Origin of the sequence: Sphaerotilus natans, assembly GCF_900156335.1 — a bacterium.
Classification (GTDB): domain Bacteria; phylum Pseudomonadota; class Gammaproteobacteria; order Burkholderiales; family Burkholderiaceae_C; genus Sphaerotilus; species Sphaerotilus natans.
Genome location: NZ_FTMZ01000003.1, coordinates 42,374 through 65,674 on the forward strand (window position 1 = coordinate 42,374; position 23,301 = coordinate 65,674).

A 23,301-nucleotide genomic window follows, 5' to 3' on the forward strand; every position below is an offset into this window, starting at 1 on the left:
TGGTTCGAATGAGGCCGACTTTCGGCAGTCTTTTCGATTCTGCACTTTCGGGTCGGGTGTGGCAGCGCCGGATCTTGCCGGCTCCGGGCGTGAATACCTGTCGCTTCGGGGCGCTTATCGGCCTCAAGCCGTGCGGCGGCGTCGCAAGAATGGCGAATCCTGTTCCTCTGAAACCGCTTCCTCCCGCACGATGTCCGACGGCTCGCAAGACAAGCAGCTACCCGCCACCCCCAAGCGGCTGGAGAAGGCGCGCAAGGAAGGCCAGATTCCGCGCTCGCGCGATCTCGGCCATCTGGCGGTGATCGCGGCGGCGCTGGGCGTGATCGCCGCGACCATCGGGCCGGTCACCGAGCGGCTGCGCGACCTGATGGCCGCGGCGCTGCGCTTCGACGTGGTCACGCTGAAGTCCCCGGAGCGCATGCTCGAGCGCCTGCACGACATGGGCCTGTCGGTGCTGCCGATGGTGCTGATCTTCGGCCTGGTGACCGCGCTGGCGGCGCTGGCCGCGGCGGTGGGCTCCGGCGGCTGGGTGTTCACGATGCAGGTGCTCGAGCCGAAGTTCAGCAAGATCAACCCGCTCTCCGGCCTGGGGCGCATCGTCTCCAAGGCGCAGGTCGGCGACATGCTCAAGGCTTGTCTGCTGGCGCTGGTGCTGGGCATCGTCGGCGCCGTCTACCTGTGGCGACATCACGAGGACTTCGTGCGGCTGCAGTCGGGCGGCGGGCTGGCCCAGGGCTTCGCCGACGCCGGCGAGCTGCTGGTGTCCGGCCTGTGGCTGCTGGTGCTGGTGCTGGCGCTGTTCGCGGTGGTCGACGTGCCGCTGCAGCGCTTCCTGCATGCCTCCCGGCTGAAGATGAGCCATCAGGAGGTCAAGGAGGAGTTCAAGCAGCAGGAGGGCAACCAGGAGGTCAAGGGCCGCATCAAGGCGCGCATGCGCGAGGTCTCGCGGCGGCGCATGATGGCCGCGGTGCCCCAGGCCGACCTGGTGGTGATGAACCCGACCCACTACGCCGTGGCGCTGAAGTACGACCCCGACGGCCCCGGCGCGCCCCGGGTGGTGGCCAAGGGTACCGACGATCTGGCCATGCGCATTCGCGACGTGGCCGGAAGCGCCAAGGTGCCGGTGCTGCAGGCGCCGCCGCTGGCCCGCGCGCTCTATGCCACCACCGAGCTTGACCACGAGATCCCGATGCCGCTGTACAGCGCGGTGGCCCAGGTGCTGGCCCATGTCTACCGGCTGCGCGAGGCGATGGCCGGCCGCGCGCCCTATCCCGGCTCGCTCGAGGACATCGCGGTGCCTCCCGAGCTCGATCCCGCCGATCCCCGGCATTCTCCGAGGGCCGCCCGCCGAGGCGCCGCCACCCCATGAACGCCCAGATCCTCCAGCTCAAGCGCCTGTTCGGGGCGCCGGACGCCGCCCTGCTCAGCGGGCTGGCTGCGCCGCTGCTCATCATCATGGTGCTGATGATGATGGTCCTGCCGCTGCCGCCGCTGCTGCTGGACCTGCTGTTCACCTTCAACATCGCCACGGCGCTGATGGTGATGGTGGTGGCGTCCTACATGGTGCGGCCGCTGGACTTCGCGGCCTTTCCCGCGGTGCTGCTGCTGACGACGCTGCTGCGGCTGTCGCTGAACGTGGCCTCGAGCCGCGTCGTGCTGATGGAGGGCCACAACGGCCCCGGCGCGGCCGGCGCGGTCATCGAGGCCTTCGGGCATTTCCTGATCGGCGGCAACTTCGCGGTCGGCCTGATCGTGTTCGCGATCCTGGTGGTCATCAATTTCATCGTCGTCACCAAGGGCGCCGAGCGCATCGCCGAGGTCGGCGCGCGCTTCACGCTCGATGCCATGCCCGGCAAGCAGATGGCGATCGATGCCGATCTGGGCGCCGGCCTGATCGACGAGAAGGAGGCCAAGCGCCGCCGGCTGGAGGTCGGCAACGAGGCGGAGTTCTTCGGCTCGATGGACGGTGCCTCCAAGTTCGTGCGCGGCGACGCGATCGCCGGCATCCTGATCCTGTTCATCAACATCATCGGCGGCTTCGTCATCGGCGTGGCCCAGCACGGCCTGAGTGCCTCGCAGGCGGCCAACTCCTACATCATCCTGGCGGTGGGCGACGCGCTGGTGGCACAGATTCCCGGCCTGCTGATCTCGGTGGCCGCGGCGATGGTGGTCTCCCGGGTCGGCAAGGAAGAGGCGGTCGGCTCGCAGATCGCCGGGCAGATGTTCCGCTCGCCGCAGTCGGTGGGCATGGTGGCGGCGGTCATCGGCCTGCTCGGCCTGGTGCCGGGCATGCCGCATCTGGTCTTCCTGGGCAGCGCCGCCGGCCTGGGCTGGCTGGCGCATCACCTGGCCCGCAAGGCCGAGCGCAAGGCCGCCGAGCCGAGCGAGGCCGAAGTTGCCGCCCAGGCGCGTCCGCAGCCGGGCGAGGAGGCCAGCTGGGACGATCTGCAGCCGGTCGATGCGCTGGGCATGGAAGTCGGCTACCGGCTGATCGCGCTGGTCGACAAGGAGCGCGGCGGCGACCTGCTCGCGCGCATCCGCGGCGTGCGGCGCAAGTTCGCGCAGGAGGTCGGCTTCCTGCCGCCGGTGGTGCATGTGCGCGACAACCTCGAGCTCAAGCCCAGCATGTACCGCCTGACGCTGCGCGGGGCGGTCATCGGCGAGGGCGAGGCCTATCCGGGCATGTTCCTGGCGATCAATCCGGGCCATGTGCAGATCCCGCTGAACGGCCAGAGCGGCACCGATCCGGCCTTCGGGCTGCCGGCGATCTGGATCGACGAGCGTCAGCGCGAAACAGCCCAAATGGCTGGATACACGGTTGTTGATTGCTCGACCGTGGTGGCGACCCATCTTTCACACTTGATGCAACAACACGCAGCCCGCTTGCTGGGCCGCGCCGAGACCCAGGCTCTGGTCGATCATGTGACCAAGCTGGCCCCGAAACTCATCGAAGACGTGGTTCCCAAGATGATTGGCATCGCTCCACTGCAGAAGATCCTTCAGATGCTGCTGGAGGAGGGCGTCCACATCCGGGACATGCGCTCGATCATCGAGACGCTGGCCGAGCATGCCTCCGCCGGCGTGACCGATCCGCACGAGCTGACGCGCCGGCTGCGCGTGGCGCTGGCGCCGGCGGTGGTGCAGCAGATCTACGGCACGGTGCGCGAGCTCGACGTGATCGCGCTGGAGCCCGAACTCGAGCGGCTGCTGACGCAGGCGCTGATCTCGGCCAACGGCCCGGCGCTGGATCCCGGCGTCGCCGAGCAGCTGACACGCGGCGCGATCGACGCCGCCCGTCGTCAGGAGGATCTGGGTCAGCCTGCCTGCCTGCTGGTGCCTGACCCGCTGCGGCCGTCGCTGGCGCGGCTGCTGCGCCGTGCGGCGCCCCGGCTGAAGGTGCTGGCGCACAGCGAGATCCCTGATACCCACTCGATCCGCATCGGTTCGATCATTGGAGCCCACTCATGAATGTGAAGCGCTTTTTCGGGCGCAACTCGCGCGAGGCAATGCAGAAGGTTCGTCAGGCCTTCGGCGACAACGCGGTCGTGCTGTCGACCAAGCCCAGCAGCTCCGGCATCGAGATCGTGGCGATGCCGGCCGAGAGCATCGATGCGATCGAGCGCTTCGAGTCCGGCCCGGCCGTCCAGGCCGACGAGCGCTTCGAGGATGATCTGCACGAGGCCGAGCCGATGCTCGACAACTTCGATGCGGGGTCGACCGACGCCAGCGCGCAGGTCCAGGAAGATGTCGGCACGCTGGCGATGAGCACGCTGTCCTTCCAGGACTATGTGCGCGAGCGCATGCTGAAGAAGCGCCAGGCCGAGATGAAGTCGCGCGGCGATGGCGACGATGATCTGGCTGCCCCCGCCTCATCCGCTTCAGGGGCTGTCGCGCAGGCGCAGGCGGCATCGGTCGGCCAGCCGCGGCCGATGCCTGCACCGGCGCGTGCCAGCGAGAGCCGCCGCGAGGCCGGCGCCGGCGGTGCGCGGTCCGGCGAGACCACCATGCCGGGCATGTCGCAGCCCCCGGCCACCTATGCCGACTGGATGCGCCAGCAGGAGCGCGACGAGGCGGCCGCTGCCGCCGCTGCGGCGGCTGCAGCGACCTCCGAAGATCGCTCCTATCCGCCGGTCATGAGCCTGCATGACGACGAGCAGCTGTCGACCTCGGATGCTGATCTGTACGACAGCACTCTGATGCCGAGCCTGGACGTGCCGGCGCATTCTGCGCCGATGAACCCGGCGCCGGTGCGCGCTGCCGCGGGTCCGCGGGGCATCGATCCGGCCGACTCGATCCTTCCTTCGTCGATGGAGATGCTCAACGAGATCCGAGCCATGAAAGGCATGATCGAGGAGCGCTTCAACACGATGGCCTTCATGGACCGGCTCAACAACAGCCCGCGCCATGCCCAGCTCACCACCCGGCTGCTCGACGCCGGCTTTTCTCCCGGCCTGATCCGCAAGCTCTGCGACAGCCTGAGCGAGGATGTGACCGACGAGATGGTCTGGGCCGCCGACGTGCTGCAGCGCAATGTGCTGACCGGCGAGAACGAGCCCGACATCGAGGACCAGGGCGGTGTCTACGCGATGATCGGTTCGACCGGCGTCGGCAAGACCACCTCGACCGCCAAGCTGGCGACCTCGTTCGCGACCCGCCATGGCGCGGCCAATCTCGGTCTGATCACACTCGATGCCTACCGGGTCGGCGCGCACGAGCAGCTGCGTGCCTATGGCCGCATTCTCGGCGTGCCGGTGCACACCGCACATGACCGCGCGGCGCTGGAGGATCTGCTCGACTTGCTGTCGGGCAAGAAGATGGTTCTGATCGACACCGCGGGCCTAGCACAGCGCGACGCGCGCACCCGCGACCTGCTCGACATGCTCTCGCACCGCAGCATCAAGCGGCTGCTGGTGGTGAACGCCGCGCAGCAGGGCGAGACCATCGAGGATGTGCTCAATGCCTACTCGGCCAACCAGGCGCGCGGCATCATCCTGTCCAAGCTCGACGAGGCGGTGAAGCTCGGGCCGGCGCTCGACGCGCTGATCCGCCAGCATCTGAAGGTGGTGGCCATCTCGAACGGCCAGCGTGTGCCCGAGGACTGGCACCGCCTCAGCGCCCAGGCCCTGGTGAACCGGGCGCTGCGCAGCGGCGGCCCCCAGGCCTGGCGCCTGAACACGGGCGACGTCAACCTGATCTTCTCCCGGCCCGCCTCGGCCGCGACCGAGCCTGCGCCGGCTGTCAAGCCGGTGGCTCCAGCCGCAGCGAACGCATCGGTCCCCCCCGCACGTCGCCAGCCGTCCGCGGCGGCGCGTGACCTGGGCGCCTGAGCGGCCCGCCCCAGACCGCAACGGAGCACGCGATGGCCTTTCCCAGCGATTTCCGCCAGGCGCAGCCGGCCGATCAGGCCGATGGGCTGCGCCGCCTCTTCTCCGTGCGCTCCGTCCGCTTCATTCCAGTGGTGTCCAACCCGTTTGTCCAGCACCAGGACCAGCTGCTGCACCGCATGATGGTCGCGCTGGAGTCGCTGGGGCTCTACACGCTGATGGTGGACGCTTCCGAGCGCTCACCGCGGGTACGTGAGGGCGGCTTCGACGGTCTGGCGAAGTTCATCGAGCCGCGCTCCGACCGCCGTGCCTATCTGGCCGCGCGGGGTCTGCCCGAGCGCTGGTCCGAAAGCGTGGCCGGTCCGCGCGGCTTCCTGCGGGCGATCATCGATGCGGCGCCGCTGTCGCAGGCGGTGCTGCTGCATGCCAGTGCGGCCGAGCTGGCTCGCCTGCTCGGCAGCGGCGAGCAGGGCCTGAGCCGGCCGCGCCCGCTGGTGCTGTGCGACGAGCGCGCCGATGCGGTCACCCATGCCTACGCCTCGCTGAAGCGGCTGGCCACCGAGGTCGGCTGGCGCGAGCACGACATGCTGATGAGCGCCGAGATCGATGCGCCGGCCTCCTGGCATGTGCCGGGGCGGCTGGCGCAGTGCGCCGACCTGTTCTTCGGGGGCGTGCAGAACGACTGTCTCGAGATCGTTCCGACCCGCCCGGCGACCTGGCGAGCGGCCGAGGCGCTGGCCGCCTTCATGGACAGTGCCCTGCAGGCCGGGGCGGCCTTCGTGCCCGCCAGCCAGAGGCGTCCGCGTCCGGGTGCAGCTCCGCGCCCGATTTCATCCCCCAGTCTGCAGCCGATGGTCTGACCATGTCACGGAGCCAACCGATCTACAACTCCAACGGCCAGCTCGACGCCAAGACCATGCTCGAGCAGTACAGCTCGCTGGTGCGGCGTCTGGCGCACCAGATGATCGCCCGGCTGCCGGCGAACGTCGAGCTCGACGACCTGATCCAGGTCGGCATGATCGGGCTGACCGACGCGATGAGCCGCTTCGACATCAAGCAGGGCGTGCAGTTCGAGACCTTCGCCACCCAGCGCATCCGCGGCGCCATGCTCGACGAGCTGCGCGGCGGCGACTGGATGAGCCGCAGCGGGCGCAAGCACCAGCGCGACATCGAGGGGGCGGTCCACAAGCTCGAGCAGCGCCTCGGCCGGGCGCCGCACGAGAGCGAGATCGCCGCCGAGATGGGCCTGTCGCTACCCGACTATCAGGATCTGCTCAACCGGGTCCGGGGCACGCAGCTGGTCTATCTCGAGGACATGAGCGGCGACGAGGGCGACAGCGACTACCTGGATCGCCATGTCGCCGACACCGATGCCGATCCGCTGGCTCGGCTCAACGACCGCCGCATGCGCGAGGCGCTGGTCGAGGCGATCAAGGGCCTGCCCGAGCGTGAGCAGTACGTGATGAGCATGTACTACGAGCACGACATGAACCTGAAGGAAATCGCCGCAGTCCTGGGCGTGACCGAGTCGCGGGTGTGCCAGCTGCACAGCCAGTCGATCGCCCGGCTGCGCGCCAAGCTGCGGGCCTGGTGAGATTCAGGGCACCTCCATCGAGGTGCCCTTCAGCCGGAAATCCGAGATGTGGAAGCTGTTGCATGGTCGGCGTGCTGATGCCGACAAGGCCCTGAACCCGGCGTCCGACGGGCCGGCGATGCCGCCGGTGTTGTCCGAGAAGGGGGTGGTCCAGCGCATCGCTGCCCAGGTGTCGAACATCGGCCGCGATGCGGCCGAGACCCGCGGCGTGATCGAGGATGCCAAGCGCGATGCAGCCACCCATCTGGCCTCGCTGCAGCAGCTCGAGCAGTGGCTGCGCGAGGTCGAACAGTCCCAGCGTGCGATCGGCGAGGCCTCCGGGGCCACCCGAGACGCCGTGGTGCGGGCACGCACCGAGGTCGAGCAGGTCGCCGGCGAGGTGTCGAGCATCGTCGAGGTGCTGCGCCAGGTGGCCTCGGCCGCCAGCGACATCGGCCAGATCGCGCTGCAGACCCGGCTGGTCGCCTTCAATGCCTCGGTCGAGGCCAAGCGCGCCGGCGAGGCCGGGCGTGGCTTTGGCGTGGTGGCCGATGCCGTCAAGGATCTGGCCGGCCGGGTGGAGACTTCCTCCCGGACGATCATGAGCACGCTGACCGACCTGGACCAGCGCATCGAGTCCTTCTCGCGTGAAATCCGCTCGGGCGGGGAGGGTGCGGCCCAGGGCGCGATCCACCGTGCTTTTGCCGAGGTCGAGGTCTCAGTGGGGCGGATCGACGAGACCGCCGGGCGCAGCGCCACCACCGTCCAGCAGGTCTGCGAGCGCTCCCAGCAGCTCTCCAGCGGCATCAGCCATGCTTTCGATGGCCTGGACGTGGCGCTGGACTGCAGCGACCGTTTTCTGTCGGTGTCAGAAACCCTGATCGACGAGCTGGCCGGCTGCGGTGTCGAGACCACCGACACGCCGATGATCGCGCAGGCCCAGCGTGCGGCCGCCGACATGTCCCGGCTGCTCGAGCAGGCCGTCCAGCAGGGGCATATCTCGGCGCAGGCGCTCTTCGATGTGCGCTATCAGCCGCTCGAGGGCACGCAGCCCGAGCAGTTCCTGGCGGCCTTCTCGCCGTTGGCGGAAAAGCTCTTTCCGGCGATCCAGGAAAAGGTGCTGGGCAGCAGCGACAAGATCGCCTTCTGCATTGCGGTCGATCGCAACGGCTATGTGCCGGTGCACAACACCATCTACTGCCAGCCGCAGCGTCCCGGCGATATAGCTTGGAATACCGCCAACAGCCGCTATCGGCGCATCTTCAATGACCGAACCGGTCTGGCCTCGGCGCGCAACGAGCGGCCCTTCCTGGTGCAGACCTACCGCCGCGACATGGGCGGGGGCAAGCATGTGATGCTCAAGGAGGCCTCGGCACCGATCATCGTGCAGGGCCGCCACTGGGGCGGCCTGCGCATCGGTTACCGGTTTTGAGGCGACTGCAGCGCGCCCAGCCAGTCGCAGCGCAGCAGGCCGCGCTGGTGAAGCTGGCGCCGCGCTGCGGCGTAGAACGAGGGCGTCAGCGTCATCAGCAGCGACACCGGCATCATTTCCGGCGCATCAATGACAGCCAGGGCCAGCAGCAGCGTCCAGCCTGCCGCCCAGATACAGAGCACCAGATCGCACAGGGCTGCTTCCATGGCGCGACCGCCAGGATGATGGCGGTGCCATTGCTTGAGATCTTGCAGCTGCTGCAGTGTCATGGGCTGACCTGGGTACGGGCGGTGGGTGGCAGAGGGTGTGGGTCTTGCAGCTTTGCTGCTATGCAGCAATTTTAGGGTAAACCCGCGAGATTGCCCATGGGAAATGGGTCGGAAAGCACACCCCGGAAAAGGGGTGCCGAAAAGAAAAAAGGGCCCTGCAGGGCCCTGGGTCACGTCGCTCCGGCGGCAGGCGCCGCCGGGCGGGGTGTCGATCCGATCAGCGCTGGTCCAGCGGCTTGACGTCGCGGCGCTCGGCACCGACGAAGAGCTGGCGCGGACGGCCGATCTTGTACTCGGGATCGGCGATCATCTCGTTGAGCTGCGCGATCCAGCCGACGGTGCGGGCCAGCGCGAAGATCGCGGTGAACAGCTGCACCGGGATGCCGATGGCGCGCTGCACGATGCCGGAGTAGAAGTCGACGTTCGGGTAGAGCTTGCGGGCGACGAAGTAGTCGTCTTCCAGCGCGATCTTCTCGAGTTCCATGGCCAGCTTGAACAGCGGGTCGTTCTGCAGGCCCAGCTCGTTCAGCACTTCGTGGCAGGTCTCGCGCATCAGCTTGGCGCGCGGGTCGTAGTTCTTGTAGACGCGGTGACCGAAGCCCATCAGCTTGACGCCGCTGTTCTTGTCCTTCACCTTCTCCATGAACTCGCCGACCTTGGCGACGCCGCCATTGGCCTGGATTTCCTCGAGCATGTTCAGGCAGGCCTCGTTGGCGCCGCCGTGGGCCGGACCCCACAGGCAGGCGACACCGGCGGCGATCGCCGCGAACGGGTTGGTGCCCGACGAGCCGCACAGGCGCACCGTCGAGGTCGAGGCGTTCTGCTCGTGGTCGGCGTGCAGGATGAAGATGCGGTCGAGCGCGCGCTCGATCACCGGGTTGACCTTGTAGTCCTCGCACGGCGTGGCGAACATCATGCGCATGAAGTTGCCGGCGTAGGACAGGTCGTTCTTCGGGTACATGTACGGCTGACCGACCGAGTACTTGTACGCCATCGCCACCAGCGTGGGCATCTTGGCGATCAGGCGGATCGCCGCGATCTCGCGGTGCTGCGGGTTGTTGATGTCGGTGCTGTCGTGATAGAAGGCCGACAGACCCCCCACCAGGCCGGTCAGGACCGCCATCGGGTGCGCGTCACGACGGAAGCCACGCAGGAAGAACTGCATCTGCTCGTTGACCATCGTGTGGTTGGTCACGCGGGCGTGGAAGTCCTGGCGCTGGGCCTCGTTGGGCAGATCCCCGTACAGCAGCAGGTAGCAGGTGTCCAGATAGTCGCAGCTCACCGCCAGCTGCTCGATCGGGTAGCCACGGTACAGCAGTTCGCCCTTGTCGCCATCGATGTAGGTGATGGTCGAGTTGCACGACGACGTCGACAGGAAGCCCGGGTCGTAGGTGAACTTGCCGGTCTGCGCGTACAGCTTGCGGATGTCCAGGACATCCGGGCCGATGGTGCCCTTGTAGATGGGCAGGTCCATCGACGCACTGCCGTCGGAGAACGAGAGTGTGGCCTTCACGTCGGAGGGGATCATGGCTGTTTCCTCGGTAGGTCGGTTGGTATGGGGGTGGAGTCCTGGGTTCCGGTCGCCTGGGAATGCTCAGGGCCGCTGACGCAGCATGGCGAGCACGTCCCGGACGTCCGGACGATCGATGTCACCCTCGGGCTCTTTCCTGCACAGCAGCAGGTCGAGCAGATCGTTATCGGCCAGATCCATCAGCACCTCGAGGCCGCCGGCCTGACGAACGGTCAGGCTGGACTCGAAGCGCTGGAAGAACCGCTCGATGAACAGATCGTTTTCCAGCAGGCCACGCCGGCAGCGCCAGCGCAGCTTGCTGAGTGCACGCTCGTCGAGCAGAGTGTCCATTGCAGTTCTTTCAGAGGTCTGACCGCGGACGGTGCCATGCCGGGGTGGAAGGCAGGGCCCGCGCCGCGGTCGACGGATCGCAGGATCAGACGGCCCGGCGGACCATCAGCTCCTTGATCTTGCCGATCGCCTTCGTCGGGTTCAGACCCTTCGGGCACACGTCCACGCAGTTCATGATCGTGTGGCAGCGGAACAGGCGGTACGGGTCTTCCAGGTTGTCCAGACGCTCGGCGGTTTCCTGGTCACGGCTGTCGGCGATGAAGCGGTAGGCCTGCAGCAGGCCGGCCGGGCCGACGAACTTGTCCGGGTTCCACCAGAAGCTCGGGCAGCTGGTCGAGCAGCTCGCGCACAGGATGCACTCGTACAGGCCGTTGAGCTCGTCGCGCTCCTCGGGCGACTGCAGGCGCTCCTTCTCGGGCGGCGGCGTGTCGTTGACCAGGTAGGGCTTGATCGAGTGGTACTGCTTGAAGAACTGCGTCATGTCCACGATCAGGTCGCGGATGACCGGCAGGCCCGGCAGGGGCTTGAGCACCACCACGCCCGGCAGGTCGCGCATGTTGGTCAGGCAGGCCAGGCCGTTCTTGCCGTTGATGTTCATCGCGTCCGAGCCGCACACGCCTTCGCGGCAGGAGCGGCGAAACGACAGCGTCGGGTCGACCTTCTTCAGCTTGACCAGGGCGTCGAGCAGCATGCGCTCGTTGCCGTCGAGCTCGACCTCGATGGTCTGCATGTACGGCTTGGCGTCCTTGTCGGGATCGTAGCGATAGATCTGGAAACTGCGCTTCTGGGCCATGTTGTTTCTCCTTGGGCGCTTCTTAGAAGGTACGGACCTTCGGCGGCACCGACTCGACGGTCAGCGGCTTCAGGTTGACGGACTTGTACGACAGCGAGTTGGTGGCACTGTCCCACAGGGTGTGCTTCATCCATTCCTTGTCGTTGCGGCCCAGCGGGAATTCCTTGTCGTCGGCACCGCGCTCGTAGTCCTTGACGGTGTGCGCGCCACGGCATTCCTTGCGGGCGGCGGCCGAGGTCATCGTGGCCTGGGCGGCTTCCATCAGGTTGTCGACTTCCAGCGCCTCGATGCGGGCGGTGTTGAAGACCTTCGACTTGTCCTTGAGGGTGATGTTCTTCACGCGCTCGCGGATGGCGTTGATCTTGACGACACCTTCGTCCATCGTCTTCTGGGTGCGGAACACGCCGGCGTGCTGCTGCATCGCCGAGCGGATGTCGCCGGCGACGTCCTGGGCGTATTCGCCGGAGGTGCTGGCGTCCAGACGGGCCAGGCGCGCCAGCGAGCGGTCGGCGGCGTCCTTCGGCAGGTCCTTGTGCGACTTCGGCGCCTTCTGGTGCGACTCGATGATGTGGTTGCCGGCCGACTTGCCGAACACCAGCAGGTCGAGCAGCGAGTTGGTGCCCAGGCGGTTGGCGCCGTGCACCGACACGCAGGAGCATTCGCCCACCGCGTACAGGCCGTTGACGATGGTGTTGACGTCGTTCTGCGTCGTCACGACCTGGCCGGTGATGCCGGTCGGGATGCCGCCCATCTGGTAATGGATGGTCGGCACCACCGGGATCGGCTCCTTGGTGATGTCGACGTTGGCGAAGTTGTGGCCGATCTCGAACACCGAGGGCAGGCGCTTCAGGATGGTGTCGCCGCCCAGGTGGGTCATGTCGAGCACGACATAGTCCTTGTTCGGACCGCAGCCGCGACCTTCCTTGATCTCCTGGTCCATGCAGCGCGAGACGAAGTCGCGCGGCGCCAGATCCTTCAGCGTCGGGGCGTAGCGCTCCATGAAGCGTTCGCCGTTGACGTTGCGCAGGATGGCGCCTTCGCCGCGGCAGCCTTCGGTCAGCAGCACGCCCGCGCCGGCCACGCCGGTCGGGTGGAACTGCCAGAACTCCATGTCCTGCAGCGGGATGCCGGCGCGCGCGGCCATGCCCAGACCGTCGCCGGTGTTGATGAAGGCGTTGGTCGAGGCGGCGAAGATGCGGCCCGCGCCACCCGTGGCCAGCAGCACGCTCTTGGCCTCGAAGATGAACAGCTCGCCGGTCTCCATCTCGAGCGCGGTCACGCCGACCACGTCGCCTTCGGCGTCGCGGATCAGGTCGAGCGCCATCCACTCGACGAAGAACTGCGTGCGCGACTTGACGTTCTGCTGGTACAGCGTGTGCAGCATCGCGTGACCGGTGCGGTCGGCGGCGGCGCAGGCGCGCTGGACGGGCTTCTCGCCGTAGTTGGCGGTGTGGCCGCCGAACGGGCGTTGGTAGATGGTGCCGTCGGCGTTGCGGTCGAACGGCATGCCGAAGTGCTCGAGCTCGTAGACGACCTTCGGCGCTTCGCGGCACATGAACTCGATGGCGTCCTGGTCACCCAGCCAGTCCGAGCCCTTGATGGTGTCGTAGAAGTGGTAGTGCCAGTTGTCTTCCGACATGTTGCCCAGCGAGGCGCCGACGCCACCCTGGGCGGCGACGGTGTGCGAGCGGGTCGGGAAGACCTTGGTCAGGACGGCGACGTTCAGGCCGGCGCGCGCGAGCTGCAGCGAGGCGCGCATGCCCGAGCCACCTGCACCGACGATGACGACATCGAACTTGCGGCGCGGCAGGGAACCAGAATAGCTGGCGGAAGTAGCGATCGACGCCATCAGAGTCTCCAGAGAACTTGCACTGCCCAGCCGGCGCAGCCGACGAGCCAGACGACCGTGGCCACCTGCAGGGTCAGGCGCAGGCCGACCGACTTGGTGACGTAGTCCATGTAGATGTCGCGCACGCCCACCCAGGCGTGCCAGGCGAGGGCGACGATCACCGTGAAGGTGAGCGTCTTCATCCATTGCGCTGCGAAGATGCCCGACCAGCTGTCATAGCCCAGCGGGCCGCCGAACAGCACCTGCACCAGCAGCACGATGGTGAACAGCGCCATCAGCACCGCGGTGACACGCTGCGCGAGCCAGTCGCGCAGGCCGTAGTGCGCACCGGTGACGATGCGCTTGGAACCGTAGTTCTTGGACATGGGAAAAAGCGTCTCTCGACGTCTCTAAAGGGCGGACGGGCTCAGAACAGGCCGAACAGCTTGGCGCCGAGGGCGACGGTCAGCAGCAGGCTGATCGCGAAGCTGACGACGGCCGAGGACTTGCCCTGTTCCTTGGTGACGCTGTGGGTGGCGTCCATCCACAGGTGGCGCACGCCGGCGCAGAAGTGATGCAGGTAGGACCAGATCAGGGCCAGCACCACCAGCTTGACGAACACCCCGGGGAAGGGACCGAACCCGTGCGTGAAGACCGCAGTGAAGTCCTCGTAGGAGGCTTCCGAGCTGACGCTCTTGTCGAACATCCAGATGATGAACGGCAGCAGCACGAACATGATGATGCCGCTGGCGCGGTGGAGGATCGACAGCTTCGCCGCGAGGGGAAGCCGGTACTGGGTCGCGTCGATGAGACGCATCGGGCCTGGCCGCTGTTTGAGGGTGTCTGCCATGAGATGCCTTTGTAATTACGAAGAAACCGCGGAATTTTATTGCAACGCAGCAGTCAAGGCACGGGTGCCGACACTGCCAGCCGCTCTTTTCAGTTCAGCTCGTTGCGATAGTGATGCGTCGAGGTGTCGTAGAAGCCCCGGCGCAGTTCCACAGGCTTGTCACCATACGTGAACGACAGTCGTTCGACGCTGAGCAGGGGACTTCCCGCGTCAACACCGAGCACGCCTGCCACCTCACCGTCCGCCGCCACGGCCCGGATCTTCTCCTCCGCACGGATCATCCGGACTCCGAACTCGGACTCGAACAGGCCGTACAGGGGCCCCTTGTAGTCGCCCATGCGCTGCGCCGTCAGTCCCTTGAAGAGGCTGGCCGGCAGCCAGATGTCGTCCAGCACGATCGGGCGCCCGTTCTGCGACAGGGTGCGACGGACCTCCACCGCCATCTCGCCGGCCCGCAGCGCCAGCGCGCGGGCGACGTCGGCTGGCGCGGGAATGCGGCGGCAGTCCAGGAACTGGCGCTGCATCGGCACCGGCTCGCCGCCGCCCTCGGGCTGCAGTCGCAGGAATCGATACTGGATCTTCTGCTCGCTGTGGGTGGCGACGAAGGTGCCCTTGCCCTGGCGGCGAACCAGCAGATTCTCGGCGGCCAGTTCGTCGATAGCCTTACGCACCGTGCCCTGGCTGACGCGAAAGCGCGCGGCCAGCTCCAGCTCGCTGGGAATCGCCTCGCCGGGCTTCCACTCGCCGGCCTGCAGGCCGCGCATGATCAGCGCCTTGATCTGCTGGTAGAGCGGGCTGAAGGAGGGCGCGCCGCCACCATCCCCCGCGGTGTCCGAGGAGGCATTCATCGGCGTTGATGAAGGGGCGGGTTGCGGCATGGCCGGCATTGCAGCACAAGCGGGTGTCGGGTTGCAACGCTGTTCTACAAGATGTCTTATATAAGACATAAGATCGTTGACAGTGCCCGGGTCGGCACCTAGACTGCGCGGTGTTTTTCAAGTAGACCCCACCCCGGCAGCACTCTCGCCGTACCCCATTCCAGGAGCCTCGCCCATGAGCAAGTCCCCCGTTCGCGTCGCCGTCACCGGCGCTGCAGGTCAGATCGGTTACGCCCTGCTGTTCCGCATTGCCTCGGGCGAAATGCTCGGCAAGGACCAGCCGGTCATCCTGCAACTGCTCGAAGTGCCGATGGAGAAGGCCCAGGAAGCGCTCAAGGGCGTGATCATGGAGCTGGAAGACTGCGCGTTCCCGCTGCTGGCTGGCATCGAGGCACACAGCGACCCGATGACCGCCTTCAAGGACACCGACTACGCCCTGCTGGTCGGCGCGCGTCCGCGTGGCCCGGGCATGGAGCGTGCCGACCTGCTGGCCGCCAACGCCCAGATCTTCACCGCCCAAGGCAAGGCCCTGAACGCGGTCGCTTCGCGCAACGTCAAGGTGCTGGTCGTCGGCAACCCGGCCAACACCAACGCCTACATCGCCATGAAGTCGGCCCCGGACCTGCCGGCCAAGAACTTCACCGCCATGCTGCGCCTGGACCACAACCGCGCCGCGTCGCAGATCGCGTCCAAGACCGGCAAGGCTGTCGCCGACATCCAGAAGCTGGCCGTGTGGGGCAACCACTCGCCCACCATGTACGCCGACTACCGTTTCGCCACCATCGGCGGCGAGTCGGTCAAGGACATGATCAACGACGACGTGTGGAACCGCGACGTGTTCCTGCCGACCGTCGGCAAGCGCGGCGCCGCGATCATCGCCGCCCGTGGCGTGTCGTCGGCCGCCTCGGCCGCCAACGCCGCCATCGACCACATGCGCGACTGGGCCCTGGGCACCAACGGCGCCTGGGTCACGATGGGCGTGCCCTCGAACGGCGAATACGGCATCCCGGCTGAAACGATGTTCGGCTATCCGGTCACCTGCGAAGGCGGCGAGTACAAGATCGTCGAGGGCCTGCCGATCGATGCGTTCTCACAAGAGTGCATCAACAAGACCCTGGCCGAGCTGGAAGGCGAGAAGGACGGCGTCAAGCACCTGCTGTGATCTGACACGGCACGGCCCCTGTCCGTGAGACGGGTGCGTCAGCATCCCCGGCGGTGTCGGGGGTGAAAATTCCGGAAGGCCGGCCTCGTCGTTGAGGTCGGCCTTTCCTGCTTTGCGAGCCTGACCTCATGCCTTCATCGACATCTTCTCCGAACCCGCTCCACCCGCGCGACGCGCTGTTCGATGCCGGCGAGCTGCTGCCGGCCGACCTGCCGGTCTGCGACCACTACGCTGGCGTCGAGGTGCGCATGCGCAAGAGCCTGGAGCTGCAGGCTGAGATGGGGCCGGTCTTCGACATCACGCTCGACGGCGAGGATGGCGCGCCGGTCGGCGGCGAACTCGAGCATGCGCAACTGATCGCCGAGATGATCGACTCGGGGGCCAACCGCTTCGACCGGGTCGGCGCGCGGGTGCAGACCGTCGACCATCCGGCCTTCGAGGCGATGGTCGACGCCATCGTCGCCCGTGCCGGCGCGCGGGTGGCCTACATCATGGTGCCCAAGCCGCGCGGCTTGGCCGATGTCGAGCGCGCGGTCGCCGCGATCGACGATGCCATCGCCCGCCACGGCATCGGGCGGGCGATTCCGGTGCATGCGCTGGTCGAGACGCACGGCGCGCTGCGCGAGGTGCAGGCGCTGGCGGCGCATCCGCGCATCGAGTCGCTGTCCTTCGGCCTGATGGACTTCGTTTCCGACCACCGCGGCGCCATCCCGCAGAGCGGCATGTCGGTCAAGGGCCAGTTCGAGCATCCGCTGGTGATGCGCGCCAAGCTGGAGATCTCCGCGGCCTGCCACGGCTGGGGCAAGGTGCCCTCGCACTGCGTCGTCACCGAGTTCAAGCATCTCTCGGCGCTCGAGGCGGCGGCGACCCAGGCCTGCCGCCAGCTCGGCTACACCCGGATGTGGAGCATTCACCCGGACCAGATCCGCACCATCGTCGACGCCTTCTCGCCCACCACCGCCGAGGTCGATCAGGCCGCCGAGATCCTGCTGGCCGCGCAGGCCGCCGGCTGGGGGCCGATCCGCCATCGCCACCACGGCCAGGACACGCTGCACGACCGCGCCAGCTTCCGCTATTTCTGGCATGTGCTCGAGCGTGCGCACCGCACCGGTCCGCTGCCGGCCGAGATCGAGCGCCGGTTCTTCGCTCGCGCTTGAGCGAATGCGCCGTGGCCGGTCGGGCGCCTGTCACGCCCGGTCGCGTTCCCGGCTGTAAAGCGCGGATCGACCCGGGCGGGCTTGGGCACAATGCCCGCCTTTGAACCTGCCTGTTCCGGAGCTCGTGATGTCCCTGTCCCTTTCTTCCCCCCGTTCTCTCGTCCTGGCCCTGTTCGGCACCGCCTGCCTGATCGGCAGCCTGCCGGCCAGCGCCTCCACCGCCGCGAAGAAGAAGCCGGCCGCGCCGGTCGAGGCGCCGCTGGCCGATCTGGCGCCCGAGCAGGTCGCCAACGCCGAGCGCGTGCATGTCGGCGATCAGGACTGCGAGTTCCGCCAGCAGGTCAAGGTGCAGCGCCACCACGCCAAGGATGGCTATTTCCACCTGAACTTCAAGGGCAAGCAGTACACGATGGCGCCGGAGCCGACCACCACCGGCGCGGTCCGCCTCGAGGACAAGAAGAACGGTCTGGTCTGGATCCAGATTGCCAACAAGTCGATGCTGATGAATGCCCGCGCCGGCCAGCGCCTGGTCGACGAATGCGTGCATCCGAACCAGAAGATGCCGCCGGCAGCGCCGGTCGATCCGGTCACTTCGGCGGTCTCGACGGCTGAACCGGTTGCGCAGGCCCGCTGAGGTGTTGCAGTGACACCCGTCGATCCCGATCTGGTACATCCCGCCTCTTGGCAAGTCTTATATAAGACATAAAATACCGGACTAACCCCAGCCCAGGGTCACCCGGCCCGACAGTCGGCCGGGGCACCGCCACACCGCACGGAGCTCTTCATGCTGCAAGCCTATCGCCAACACGTCGCCGAACGCGCCGCCCTCGGCATTCCGCCGCTCGCACTCGATGCCAAGCAGGTCGCCGAGCTGATCGAGCTGATCAAGAACCCGCCGGCCGGCGAGGAGGCGTTCCTGGTGGAGCTGCTGACGCACCGCGTGCCGCCGGGCGTGGACGATGCCGCCAAGGTCAAGGCCAGCTTCCTGGCTGCGGTCGCTCATGGCGAGCTGGCCGTCGGTCTGGTCTCGAAGGCCAAGGCCACCGAGCTGCTGGGCACCATGGTCGGTGGCTACAACGTGCAGCCGCTGATCGAGCTGCTCGATGACGCCGAGGTCGCTGGCATCGCCGCCGACGGTCTGAAGAAGACCCTGCTGATGTTCGACTACTTCAACGACGTCGCCGCCAAGGCCAAGGCGGGCAACGCCAAGGCGCAGGAAGTGATGCAGTCGTGGGCCGACGCCGAGTGGTTCACCAGCCGCCCGGAAGTGCCGAAGTCGATCACCGTGACCGTGTTCAAGGTGCCTGGCGAGACCAACACCGACGACCTGTCGCCGGCCCCGGACGCCACCACCCGTCCGGACATCCCGATGCACTATCTGGCGATGCTGAAGAACACCCGTCCTGACGCGGCCTTCAAGCCGGAAGAGGACGGCAAGCGCGGCCCGATCCAGTTCATCGAGGACCTGAAGAAGAAGGGCAACCTCGTCGCCTACGTCGGCGACGTGGTCGGCACCGGCTCCAGCCGCAAGTCGGCCACCAACTCGGTGGTCTGGGCGACCGGCCAGGACATTCCCTTCGTGCCGAACAAGCGCTTCGGCGGCGTGACGCTGGGCGGCAAGATCGCGCCGATCTTCTTCAACACCCAGGAAGACTCCGGCTCGCTGCCGATCGAGGTCGACGTGTCGAAGCTGGAAATGGGCGACGTCATCGACGTGCTGCCCTATGACGGCAAGATCACCAAGAACGGCGAGACGGTGGCCGAGTTCTCGCTCAAGAGCGACGTGCTGCTCGACGAAGTGCGCGCCGGCGGCCGCATCAACCTGATCATCGGCCGCTCGCTGACCGCCAAGGCCCGCGAGGCGCTGGGTCTGCCGGCCTCGACGCTGTTCCGTCTGCCGAAGGCTCCGGCCGCCAGCACGGCCGGCTTCACGCTGGCGCAGAAGATGGTCGGCCGCGCCTGCGGTCTGCCGGAAGGCCAGGGCGTGCGCCCGGGCACCTACTGCGAGCCGAAGATGACCACCGTCGGCAGCCAGGACACCACCGGCCCGATGACCCGCGACGAGCTGAAGGACCTGGCCTGCCTGGGCTTCTCGGCCGATCTGGTCATGCAGTCCTTCTGCCACACCGCCGCCTATCCGAAGCCGGTGGACGTGAAGATGCACCGCGAGCTGCCCAAGTTCATCGCCAACCGCGGTGGCGTGGCGCTGCGCCCGGGCGACGGCGTGATCCACAGCTGGCTGAACCGCCTGCTGCTGCCCGACACCGTCGGCACCGGCGGCGACTCGCACACCCGTTTCCCGATCGGCATTTCCTTCCCCGCTGGCTCGGGCCTGGTGGCCTTCGGCGCCGCCACTGGCGTGATGCCGCTGGACATGCCTGAATCGGTGCTGGTGCGCTTCAAGGGCACGATGCAGCCGGGCATCACGCTGCGCGATCTGGTGCACGCCATTCCGCTGTACGCGATCAAGGCCGGTCTGCTGACCGTCGAGAAGAAGGGCAAGAAGAACGTCTTCTCGGGCCGCGTGCTGGAGATCGAAGGTCTGCCGGACCTGAAGGTCGAACAGGCCTTCGAGCTGTCGGACGCCGCCGCCGAGCGCTCGGCCGCCGCCTGCACGGTGCAGCTCAACCCCGAGCCGATCGCCGAGTACCTGCGCTCGAACATCGTTCTGATGAAGAACATGATCGCCGACGGCTACGCTGACGCCAAGACGCTGGCCCGCCGCATCGAGAAGGTCGAGCAGTGGCTGGCCGATCCGAAGCTGCTGAAGGCCGACGCCGACGCCGAGTACGCCGCCGTCATCGAGATCGATCTGGCCGACATCAAGGAGCCGATCGTCTGCTGCCCGAACGACCCGGACGACGCCAAGTTCATGTCCGAAGTCACCGGCACCCAGATCGATGAAGTCTTCGTCGGTTCGTGCATGACCAACATCGGTCACTTCCGCGCCGCCGGCGAGATCCTGAAGGGCAAGAAGGACATCCCGGTGCGCCTGTGGGTGGCTCCGCCGACCAAGATGGACGCCTCCGAGCTGACCAAGGAAGGCTACTACGCCACCCTGGGCGGCGCCGGCGCGCGCATGGAAATGCCGGGCTGCTCGCTGTGCATGGGCAACCAGGCGCAGATCAAGGAAGGCTCGACCGCGATGTCGACCTCCACCCGCAACTTCCCGAACCGCCTGGGCAAGAACACCAACGTGTTCCTGGGCTCGGCGGAGCTGGCCGCGGTGTGCTCGAAGCTGGGCCGCATCCCGACGGTCGAGGAGTACATGGCCGAGATCGGCGTCGTCACCAAGAATGCCGACAAGATCTACAAGTACATGAACTTCGACCAGATCGAGGAATATGTCGAGAATGCCAAGGGCGTGAACGCCTGAGTCGCGTTCTGTGCGGATCGCTGAGGTCCGCCTGATCGACACGACGGCCCTGCGGGGCCGTTTTTCATGGGCCGGACGAACCGGCCAGGGAGAACACGGTGAAGCTGCTGCCGCTGGGTGATGCGGCCTGGACGCTCGAGTTCGGCCGCCACCTCGATCCGGCGCTGGCCGAGCAGGTGGCGCGGCTGGCGGCGCGGGTGCGGGCGGCCTGCCTGCCCGGCGTGGTCGATCTGGTGCCGACGCTGCGCTCGCTGACGGTGCATTTCGAGCCCGAGGCGGTCGAGGCCGAGCTGCTGGGCGCGCAGCTGCTGGCGCTGGCGGCCGACGACGATGCCGCCGACGCGACCGGGCGCTGCTGGCGGCTGCCGATCTGCACCGAGCCGGCGCTGGCCCCCGATCTGGCGGAGCTGGCGGCCCGGGTCGGTCTCGCGCCGCAGGCGGTGCGAGCGCTGCTGTGCGGCACGACGCTGCGGGTCGGGCTGATCGGCTTCATGCCTGGATTTCCCTACCTGATCGGTCTGCCGCAGGCACTGCACCTGCCGCGCCGCGCCACGCCGCGCACCCGGGTGCCGACGGGCTCGGTCGCGCTGGCGGCCGGCCTGTGCGGCGTCTATCCCTGGGACAGTCCGGGCGGCTGGTGGCTGGTCGGGCATCTGCCGCTGCCGCTGTTCGAGGCAGATCATCCGCAGGCGCCGGCCTGGCTGGCGGCCGGTGACCGGCTGTGCTGGCAGCCGGTCGATGCCGCGACCCACGCGGCGCTGGCGGCCGATTGGGCCGCCGGGCGGCTGCGGCGCGAGGACTTCCTGATGCCGGAGGAGGCATGAGGCGGGAGGCGCACGACGGCGGCCTCGAGGTGATCCGGGGCGGCATCGGCTGCACGGTGCAGGATGCCGGCCGCGTCGGTCATCGGCATGAGGGCGTGGCGCTGTCGGGCTGGCTGGACGGCTGGATGGCGGGCGCGGCCAATGTGCTGGCGGGCAACCCGCCGCAGGCGGCCTGCCTGGAATGGCGCGGTCCTGCGCTGCGGCTGCGGGTAGCGCAGGGGCCGGTGCGGGTGGCGGTGGCGGGCGGCGCCGCCGCCTGGGCAAGCGATGCGCAGGCGCGCCCGCAGCCGCTGCCGCCCTGGCAGAGCGTGCTGCTGGAGGCGGGCGCGGTGCTGGATCTCGCGGCGCTGTCCGGTGGCTGCGCCTGGATGGCGGTCAGCGGCGGGGTGCAGGTGGCGCCGCTGCTGGGCAGCCGCGCGACCCATCTGCGCACCCGCATGGGTGGGCTGGACGGGCGCATGCTGCAGCCGGGCGACCGCCTGGGCTGCGCGGCGCTCGCTTCGGAGGACCGGCGGCTGTGGTGTGCGGCGTCCGCGCCGGACTGGCTGGAGAGCGGGCCGATCCGCGTGCTGCCCGGTCCACAGCAGGATCACTTCAGCGCCGAGGCCTGGGCGCGGCTGCTGGCAAGCGCCTGGCAGGTCACGCCGGCGCTGGACCGCATGGGCCTGCGGCTGGCCGGTCCGGCGCTGGCGCATGTCGACGCGAGCGCGGCCGACATCGTCTCCGACGGCGTGGTGCCCGGCGCGATCCAGGTGCCGGCCGACGGCCAGCCGATCGTGCTGCTGGCTGACGCGCAGACCGTCGGCGGCTATCCGAAGATCGCCTGCGTCATCCGCGCCGACCTGCCGCGGCTGGCGCAGGCGCGGCCGGGCGACCGGCTGGACTTCGCGGTGGTGGACGGCGCGGGCGCCCGCGCGGCGCTGCAGCGGCTGCGCGCGCGCTGGCAGGCCTGGTGCGCGGCGCTGCGGCCGGCGCGCCCGCCCGGCGGCATCGACGAGCAGGCGCTGCACCGCGACAACCTGATCTCCGGCATGCTGCGCGCCGAGCCCTGAATCTTCTCCTTCCCCGATCCGACCGACCATGAACCTGCCTGCCTGCGTGGACCTGAATGCCGATCTCGGCGAGAGCTTCGGCGCCTGGACGATGGGCGACGACGACGCGATGCTGGCGCGGGTCAGCAGCGCCAACATCGCCTGCGGCTTCCATGCGGGCGATCCGCTGGTGATGCGCCGCACGGTGCGCCGCGCGCTGGCCGGCGGCGTCGCGCTGGGCGCGCATCCGTCCTTCCCGGACCTGCAGGGCTTCGGCCGGCGCCGCATGGACCTGGCGCCGGACGAGCTGGAGGCGATGCTGATCTACCAGATCGGCGCGCTGCAGGCGCTGGCCGCGGCCGAGGGCGGCCGGGTGCGCCATGTGAAGCCGCACGGCGCGCTGAGCAATCTGGCCTGCGCGGACGAGGCGCTGGCCGACACGGTGGCGCGCGCGGTGCGCACGCTCGACCGTGATCTGGTGCTGCTGGCGCCGGCCTGCTCGGCGCTGGCGCGTGCCGGCGAGCGCGCCGGGCTGGCGGTGGCGCACGAGATCTTCGCCGACCGCGCCTACCGGCCCGACGGCCAGCTGGTGCCACGCCGCCAGCCCGGCGCGATGATCCACGGCGCCGAGGCCTGCCGCGTGCATGTGCTGGCGATGCTTGAGGCCGGCGCGCTGATCGCGATCGACGGCCAGCGGCTGCCGACGCCGATCGACAGCATCTGCGTGCACGGCGACGGGCCCGATGCGGTGGCCGCCGCCGACGCGATCCGCGCCGGTCTGGCGGCCGCTGGCGTGGCGGTGCGCGCCTTCTAGCGGATCGTCAACAGCCTGCGGTCCCCACCGTCCAGCCCCCGCCATCGCTACCGTCATCCTCGCGAAAGCGAGGACCCACGCCAGCCACAACCGCATGTCCATCGTGGGTGCCCGCCTTCGCGGGCATGA

The 23,301-nt window shown here is 68.2% G+C and carries 21 protein-coding genes; 13 read left to right on the forward strand and 8 right to left on the reverse strand.

Annotation, left to right across the window (positions count from 1 at the left end; translation table 11 throughout):
• Window positions 1–190 precede the first annotated feature (190 nt).
• Genes flhB through BW996_RS03535 form a run of 6 tightly spaced genes read left to right on the forward strand, consistent with a single transcriptional unit; the run spans window position 191 to window position 8,329 of the window.
• A complete protein-coding gene (gene flhB / locus BW996_RS03510; RefSeq protein WP_037482644.1) occupies window positions 191–1,369 on the forward strand; it encodes a flagellar biosynthesis protein FlhB in 1,179 nt (392 codons plus the stop codon).
• On the forward strand, window positions 1,366–3,468 hold the full coding sequence (gene flhA, locus BW996_RS03515; protein ID WP_037482642.1) for a flagellar biosynthesis protein FlhA: 2,103 nt from the start codon (window positions 1,366–1,368) through the stop codon (window positions 3,466–3,468). The genes flhB and flhA overlap by 4 nt, the downstream gene beginning before the upstream one ends.
• A complete protein-coding gene (flhF, locus tag BW996_RS03520) occupies window positions 3,465–5,327 on the forward strand; it encodes a flagellar biosynthesis GTPase FlhF (RefSeq protein ID WP_076458632.1) in 1,863 nt (620 codons plus the stop codon). Before flhA ends, flhF begins: the two co-directional genes overlap by 4 nt.
• Window positions 5,328–5,359: 32 nt before the next feature.
• Complete coding sequence (locus tag BW996_RS03525) at window positions 5,360–6,184, forward strand: hypothetical protein (RefSeq protein WP_051631997.1); 825 nt, start codon at window positions 5,360–5,362, stop codon at window positions 6,182–6,184.
• Window positions 6,185–6,204: 20 nt separating this feature from the next.
• Window positions 6,205–6,918: an RNA polymerase sigma factor FliA gene (locus tag BW996_RS03530; RefSeq protein ID WP_037482665.1), complete on the forward strand. Its 714-nt coding sequence runs from the start codon at window positions 6,205–6,207 to the stop codon at window positions 6,916–6,918.
• Between the two features lie 46 nt (window positions 6,919–6,964).
• Entirely contained in the window at window positions 6,965–8,329 is a 1,365-nt protein-coding gene (locus BW996_RS03535) for a methyl-accepting chemotaxis protein (RefSeq protein ID WP_037482638.1), read from the forward strand.
• Here BW996_RS03535 and BW996_RS03540 read toward each other — a convergent pair.
• The 8 genes from BW996_RS03540 to BW996_RS03575 form a co-directional block, all read right to left on the reverse strand.
• A complete protein-coding gene (locus tag BW996_RS03540; RefSeq protein ID WP_037482636.1) occupies window positions 8,317–8,598 on the reverse strand; it encodes a hypothetical protein in 282 nt (93 codons plus the stop codon). The genes BW996_RS03535 and BW996_RS03540 overlap by 13 nt on opposite strands.
• Before the next feature lie 217 nt (window positions 8,599–8,815).
• Window positions 8,816–10,126: a citrate synthase gene (locus BW996_RS03545; protein ID WP_037482634.1), complete on the reverse strand. Its 1,311-nt coding sequence runs from the start codon at window positions 10,124–10,126 to the stop codon at window positions 8,816–8,818.
• Between the two features lie 66 nt (window positions 10,127–10,192).
• Complete coding sequence (locus tag BW996_RS03550; RefSeq protein WP_037482631.1) at window positions 10,193–10,459, reverse strand: FAD assembly factor SdhE; 267 nt, start codon at window positions 10,457–10,459, stop codon at window positions 10,193–10,195.
• 85 nt (window positions 10,460–10,544) lie between these two features.
• Window positions 10,545–11,252 carry a succinate dehydrogenase iron-sulfur subunit gene (locus tag BW996_RS03555; protein ID WP_037482629.1) on the reverse strand — a complete coding sequence of 236 codons (708 nt, stop codon included), beginning with the start codon at window positions 11,250–11,252 and terminating at the stop codon, window positions 10,545–10,547.
• A 22-nt stretch (window positions 11,253–11,274) separates the two neighbouring features.
• Window positions 11,275–13,101, reverse strand: coding sequence for a succinate dehydrogenase flavoprotein subunit (gene sdhA / locus BW996_RS03560; RefSeq protein WP_037482627.1), 1,827 nt, complete (start codon window positions 13,099–13,101; stop codon window positions 11,275–11,277).
• Complete coding sequence (sdhD, locus tag BW996_RS03565) at window positions 13,101–13,466, reverse strand: succinate dehydrogenase, hydrophobic membrane anchor protein (protein WP_037482624.1); 366 nt, start codon at window positions 13,464–13,466, stop codon at window positions 13,101–13,103. Before sdhD ends, sdhA begins: the two co-directional genes overlap by 1 nt.
• A 41-nt stretch (window positions 13,467–13,507) precedes the next feature.
• Window positions 13,508–13,930, reverse strand: a complete 423-nt coding sequence (gene sdhC / locus BW996_RS03570) for a succinate dehydrogenase, cytochrome b556 subunit (RefSeq protein ID WP_037482622.1) — start codon at window positions 13,928–13,930, stop codon at window positions 13,508–13,510.
• Between the two features lie 89 nt (window positions 13,931–14,019).
• The gene (locus BW996_RS03575) at window positions 14,020–14,778 is read right to left on the reverse strand and encodes a GntR family transcriptional regulator (RefSeq protein WP_241461988.1); all 759 of its coding nucleotides are present in this window, start codon (window positions 14,776–14,778) and stop codon (window positions 14,020–14,022) included.
• 205 nt (window positions 14,779–14,983) lie between these two features.
• On the opposite strand from BW996_RS03575, the gene BW996_RS03580 reads away from it, so the two are divergent.
• From BW996_RS03580 to BW996_RS03610, 7 genes are all read left to right on the forward strand, one after another.
• Window positions 14,984–15,970 (forward strand): malate dehydrogenase, encoded by a 987-nt coding sequence (locus BW996_RS03580; RefSeq protein WP_037482619.1) that lies wholly within the window; start codon window positions 14,984–14,986, stop codon window positions 15,968–15,970.
• Window positions 15,971–16,098: 128 nt separating this feature from the next.
• Window positions 16,099–17,127, forward strand: a complete 1,029-nt coding sequence (locus BW996_RS03585) for an HpcH/HpaI aldolase/citrate lyase family protein (protein ID WP_037482616.1) — start codon at window positions 16,099–16,101, stop codon at window positions 17,125–17,127.
• Between the two features lie 127 nt (window positions 17,128–17,254).
• On the forward strand, window positions 17,255–17,761 hold the full coding sequence (locus tag BW996_RS03590; RefSeq protein ID WP_051631996.1) for a hypothetical protein: 507 nt from the start codon (window positions 17,255–17,257) through the stop codon (window positions 17,759–17,761).
• Window positions 17,762–17,911: 150 nt separating this feature from the next.
• On the forward strand, window positions 17,912–20,503 hold the full coding sequence (gene acnB, locus BW996_RS03595) for a bifunctional aconitate hydratase 2/2-methylisocitrate dehydratase (protein WP_037482614.1): 2,592 nt from the start codon (window positions 17,912–17,914) through the stop codon (window positions 20,501–20,503).
• Window positions 20,504–20,601: 98 nt separating this feature from the next.
• Window positions 20,602–21,327, forward strand: a complete 726-nt coding sequence (locus BW996_RS03600; protein ID WP_051631995.1) for a 5-oxoprolinase subunit B family protein — start codon at window positions 20,602–20,604, stop codon at window positions 21,325–21,327.
• Window positions 21,324–22,379, forward strand: coding sequence for a 5-oxoprolinase subunit C family protein (locus tag BW996_RS03605; RefSeq protein WP_037482611.1), 1,056 nt, complete (start codon window positions 21,324–21,326; stop codon window positions 22,377–22,379). The genes BW996_RS03600 and BW996_RS03605 overlap by 4 nt, the downstream gene beginning before the upstream one ends.
• A gap of 28 nt (window positions 22,380–22,407) precedes the next feature.
• Entirely contained in the window at window positions 22,408–23,172 is a 765-nt protein-coding gene (locus BW996_RS03610; RefSeq protein ID WP_037482608.1) for a LamB/YcsF family protein, read from the forward strand.
• Window positions 23,173–23,301: the final 129 nt, after the last annotated feature.

Bases quoted from the DNA above. Each gene is read 5' to 3' on its own strand.
- flhB (WP_037482644.1), top strand. From the start codon at position 191: ATGTCCGACGGCTCGCAAGACAAGCAGCTACCCGCCACCCCCAAGCGG.
- flhA (WP_037482642.1), top strand. From the start codon at position 1,366: ATGAACGCCCAGATCCTCCAGCTCAAGCGCCTGTTCGGGGCGCCGGAC.
- flhF (WP_076458632.1), top strand. From the start codon at position 3,465: ATGAATGTGAAGCGCTTTTTCGGGCGCAACTCGCGCGAGGCAATGCAG.
- BW996_RS03525 (WP_051631997.1), top strand. From the start codon at position 5,360: ATGGCCTTTCCCAGCGATTTCCGCCAGGCGCAGCCGGCCGATCAGGCC.
- BW996_RS03535 (WP_037482638.1), top strand. From the start codon at position 6,965: ATGTGGAAGCTGTTGCATGGTCGGCGTGCTGATGCCGACAAGGCCCTG.
- BW996_RS03540 (WP_037482636.1), bottom strand. From the start codon at position 8,598: ATGACACTGCAGCAGCTGCAAGATCTCAAGCAATGGCACCGCCATCAT.
- BW996_RS03545 (WP_037482634.1), bottom strand. From the start codon at position 10,126: ATGATCCCCTCCGACGTGAAGGCCACACTCTCGTTCTCCGACGGCAGT.
- BW996_RS03550 (WP_037482631.1), bottom strand. From the start codon at position 10,459: ATGGACACTCTGCTCGACGAGCGTGCACTCAGCAAGCTGCGCTGGCGC.
- BW996_RS03555 (WP_037482629.1), bottom strand. From the start codon at position 11,252: ATGGCCCAGAAGCGCAGTTTCCAGATCTATCGCTACGATCCCGACAAG.
- sdhA (WP_037482627.1), bottom strand. From the start codon at position 13,101: ATGGCGTCGATCGCTACTTCCGCCAGCTATTCTGGTTCCCTGCCGCGC.
- sdhD (WP_037482624.1), bottom strand. From the start codon at position 13,466: ATGTCCAAGAACTACGGTTCCAAGCGCATCGTCACCGGTGCGCACTAC.
- sdhC (WP_037482622.1), bottom strand. From the start codon at position 13,930: ATGGCAGACACCCTCAAACAGCGGCCAGGCCCGATGCGTCTCATCGAC.
- BW996_RS03575 (WP_241461988.1), bottom strand. From the start codon at position 14,778: ATGAATGCCTCCTCGGACACCGCGGGGGATGGTGGCGGCGCGCCCTCC.
- BW996_RS03580 (WP_037482619.1), top strand. From the start codon at position 14,984: ATGAGCAAGTCCCCCGTTCGCGTCGCCGTCACCGGCGCTGCAGGTCAG.
- BW996_RS03585 (WP_037482616.1), top strand. From the start codon at position 16,099: ATGCCTTCATCGACATCTTCTCCGAACCCGCTCCACCCGCGCGACGCG.
- BW996_RS03590 (WP_051631996.1), top strand. From the start codon at position 17,255: ATGTCCCTGTCCCTTTCTTCCCCCCGTTCTCTCGTCCTGGCCCTGTTC.
- acnB (WP_037482614.1), top strand. From the start codon at position 17,912: ATGCTGCAAGCCTATCGCCAACACGTCGCCGAACGCGCCGCCCTCGGC.
- BW996_RS03605 (WP_037482611.1), top strand. From the start codon at position 21,324: ATGAGGCGGGAGGCGCACGACGGCGGCCTCGAGGTGATCCGGGGCGGC.
- BW996_RS03610 (WP_037482608.1), top strand. From the start codon at position 22,408: ATGAACCTGCCTGCCTGCGTGGACCTGAATGCCGATCTCGGCGAGAGC.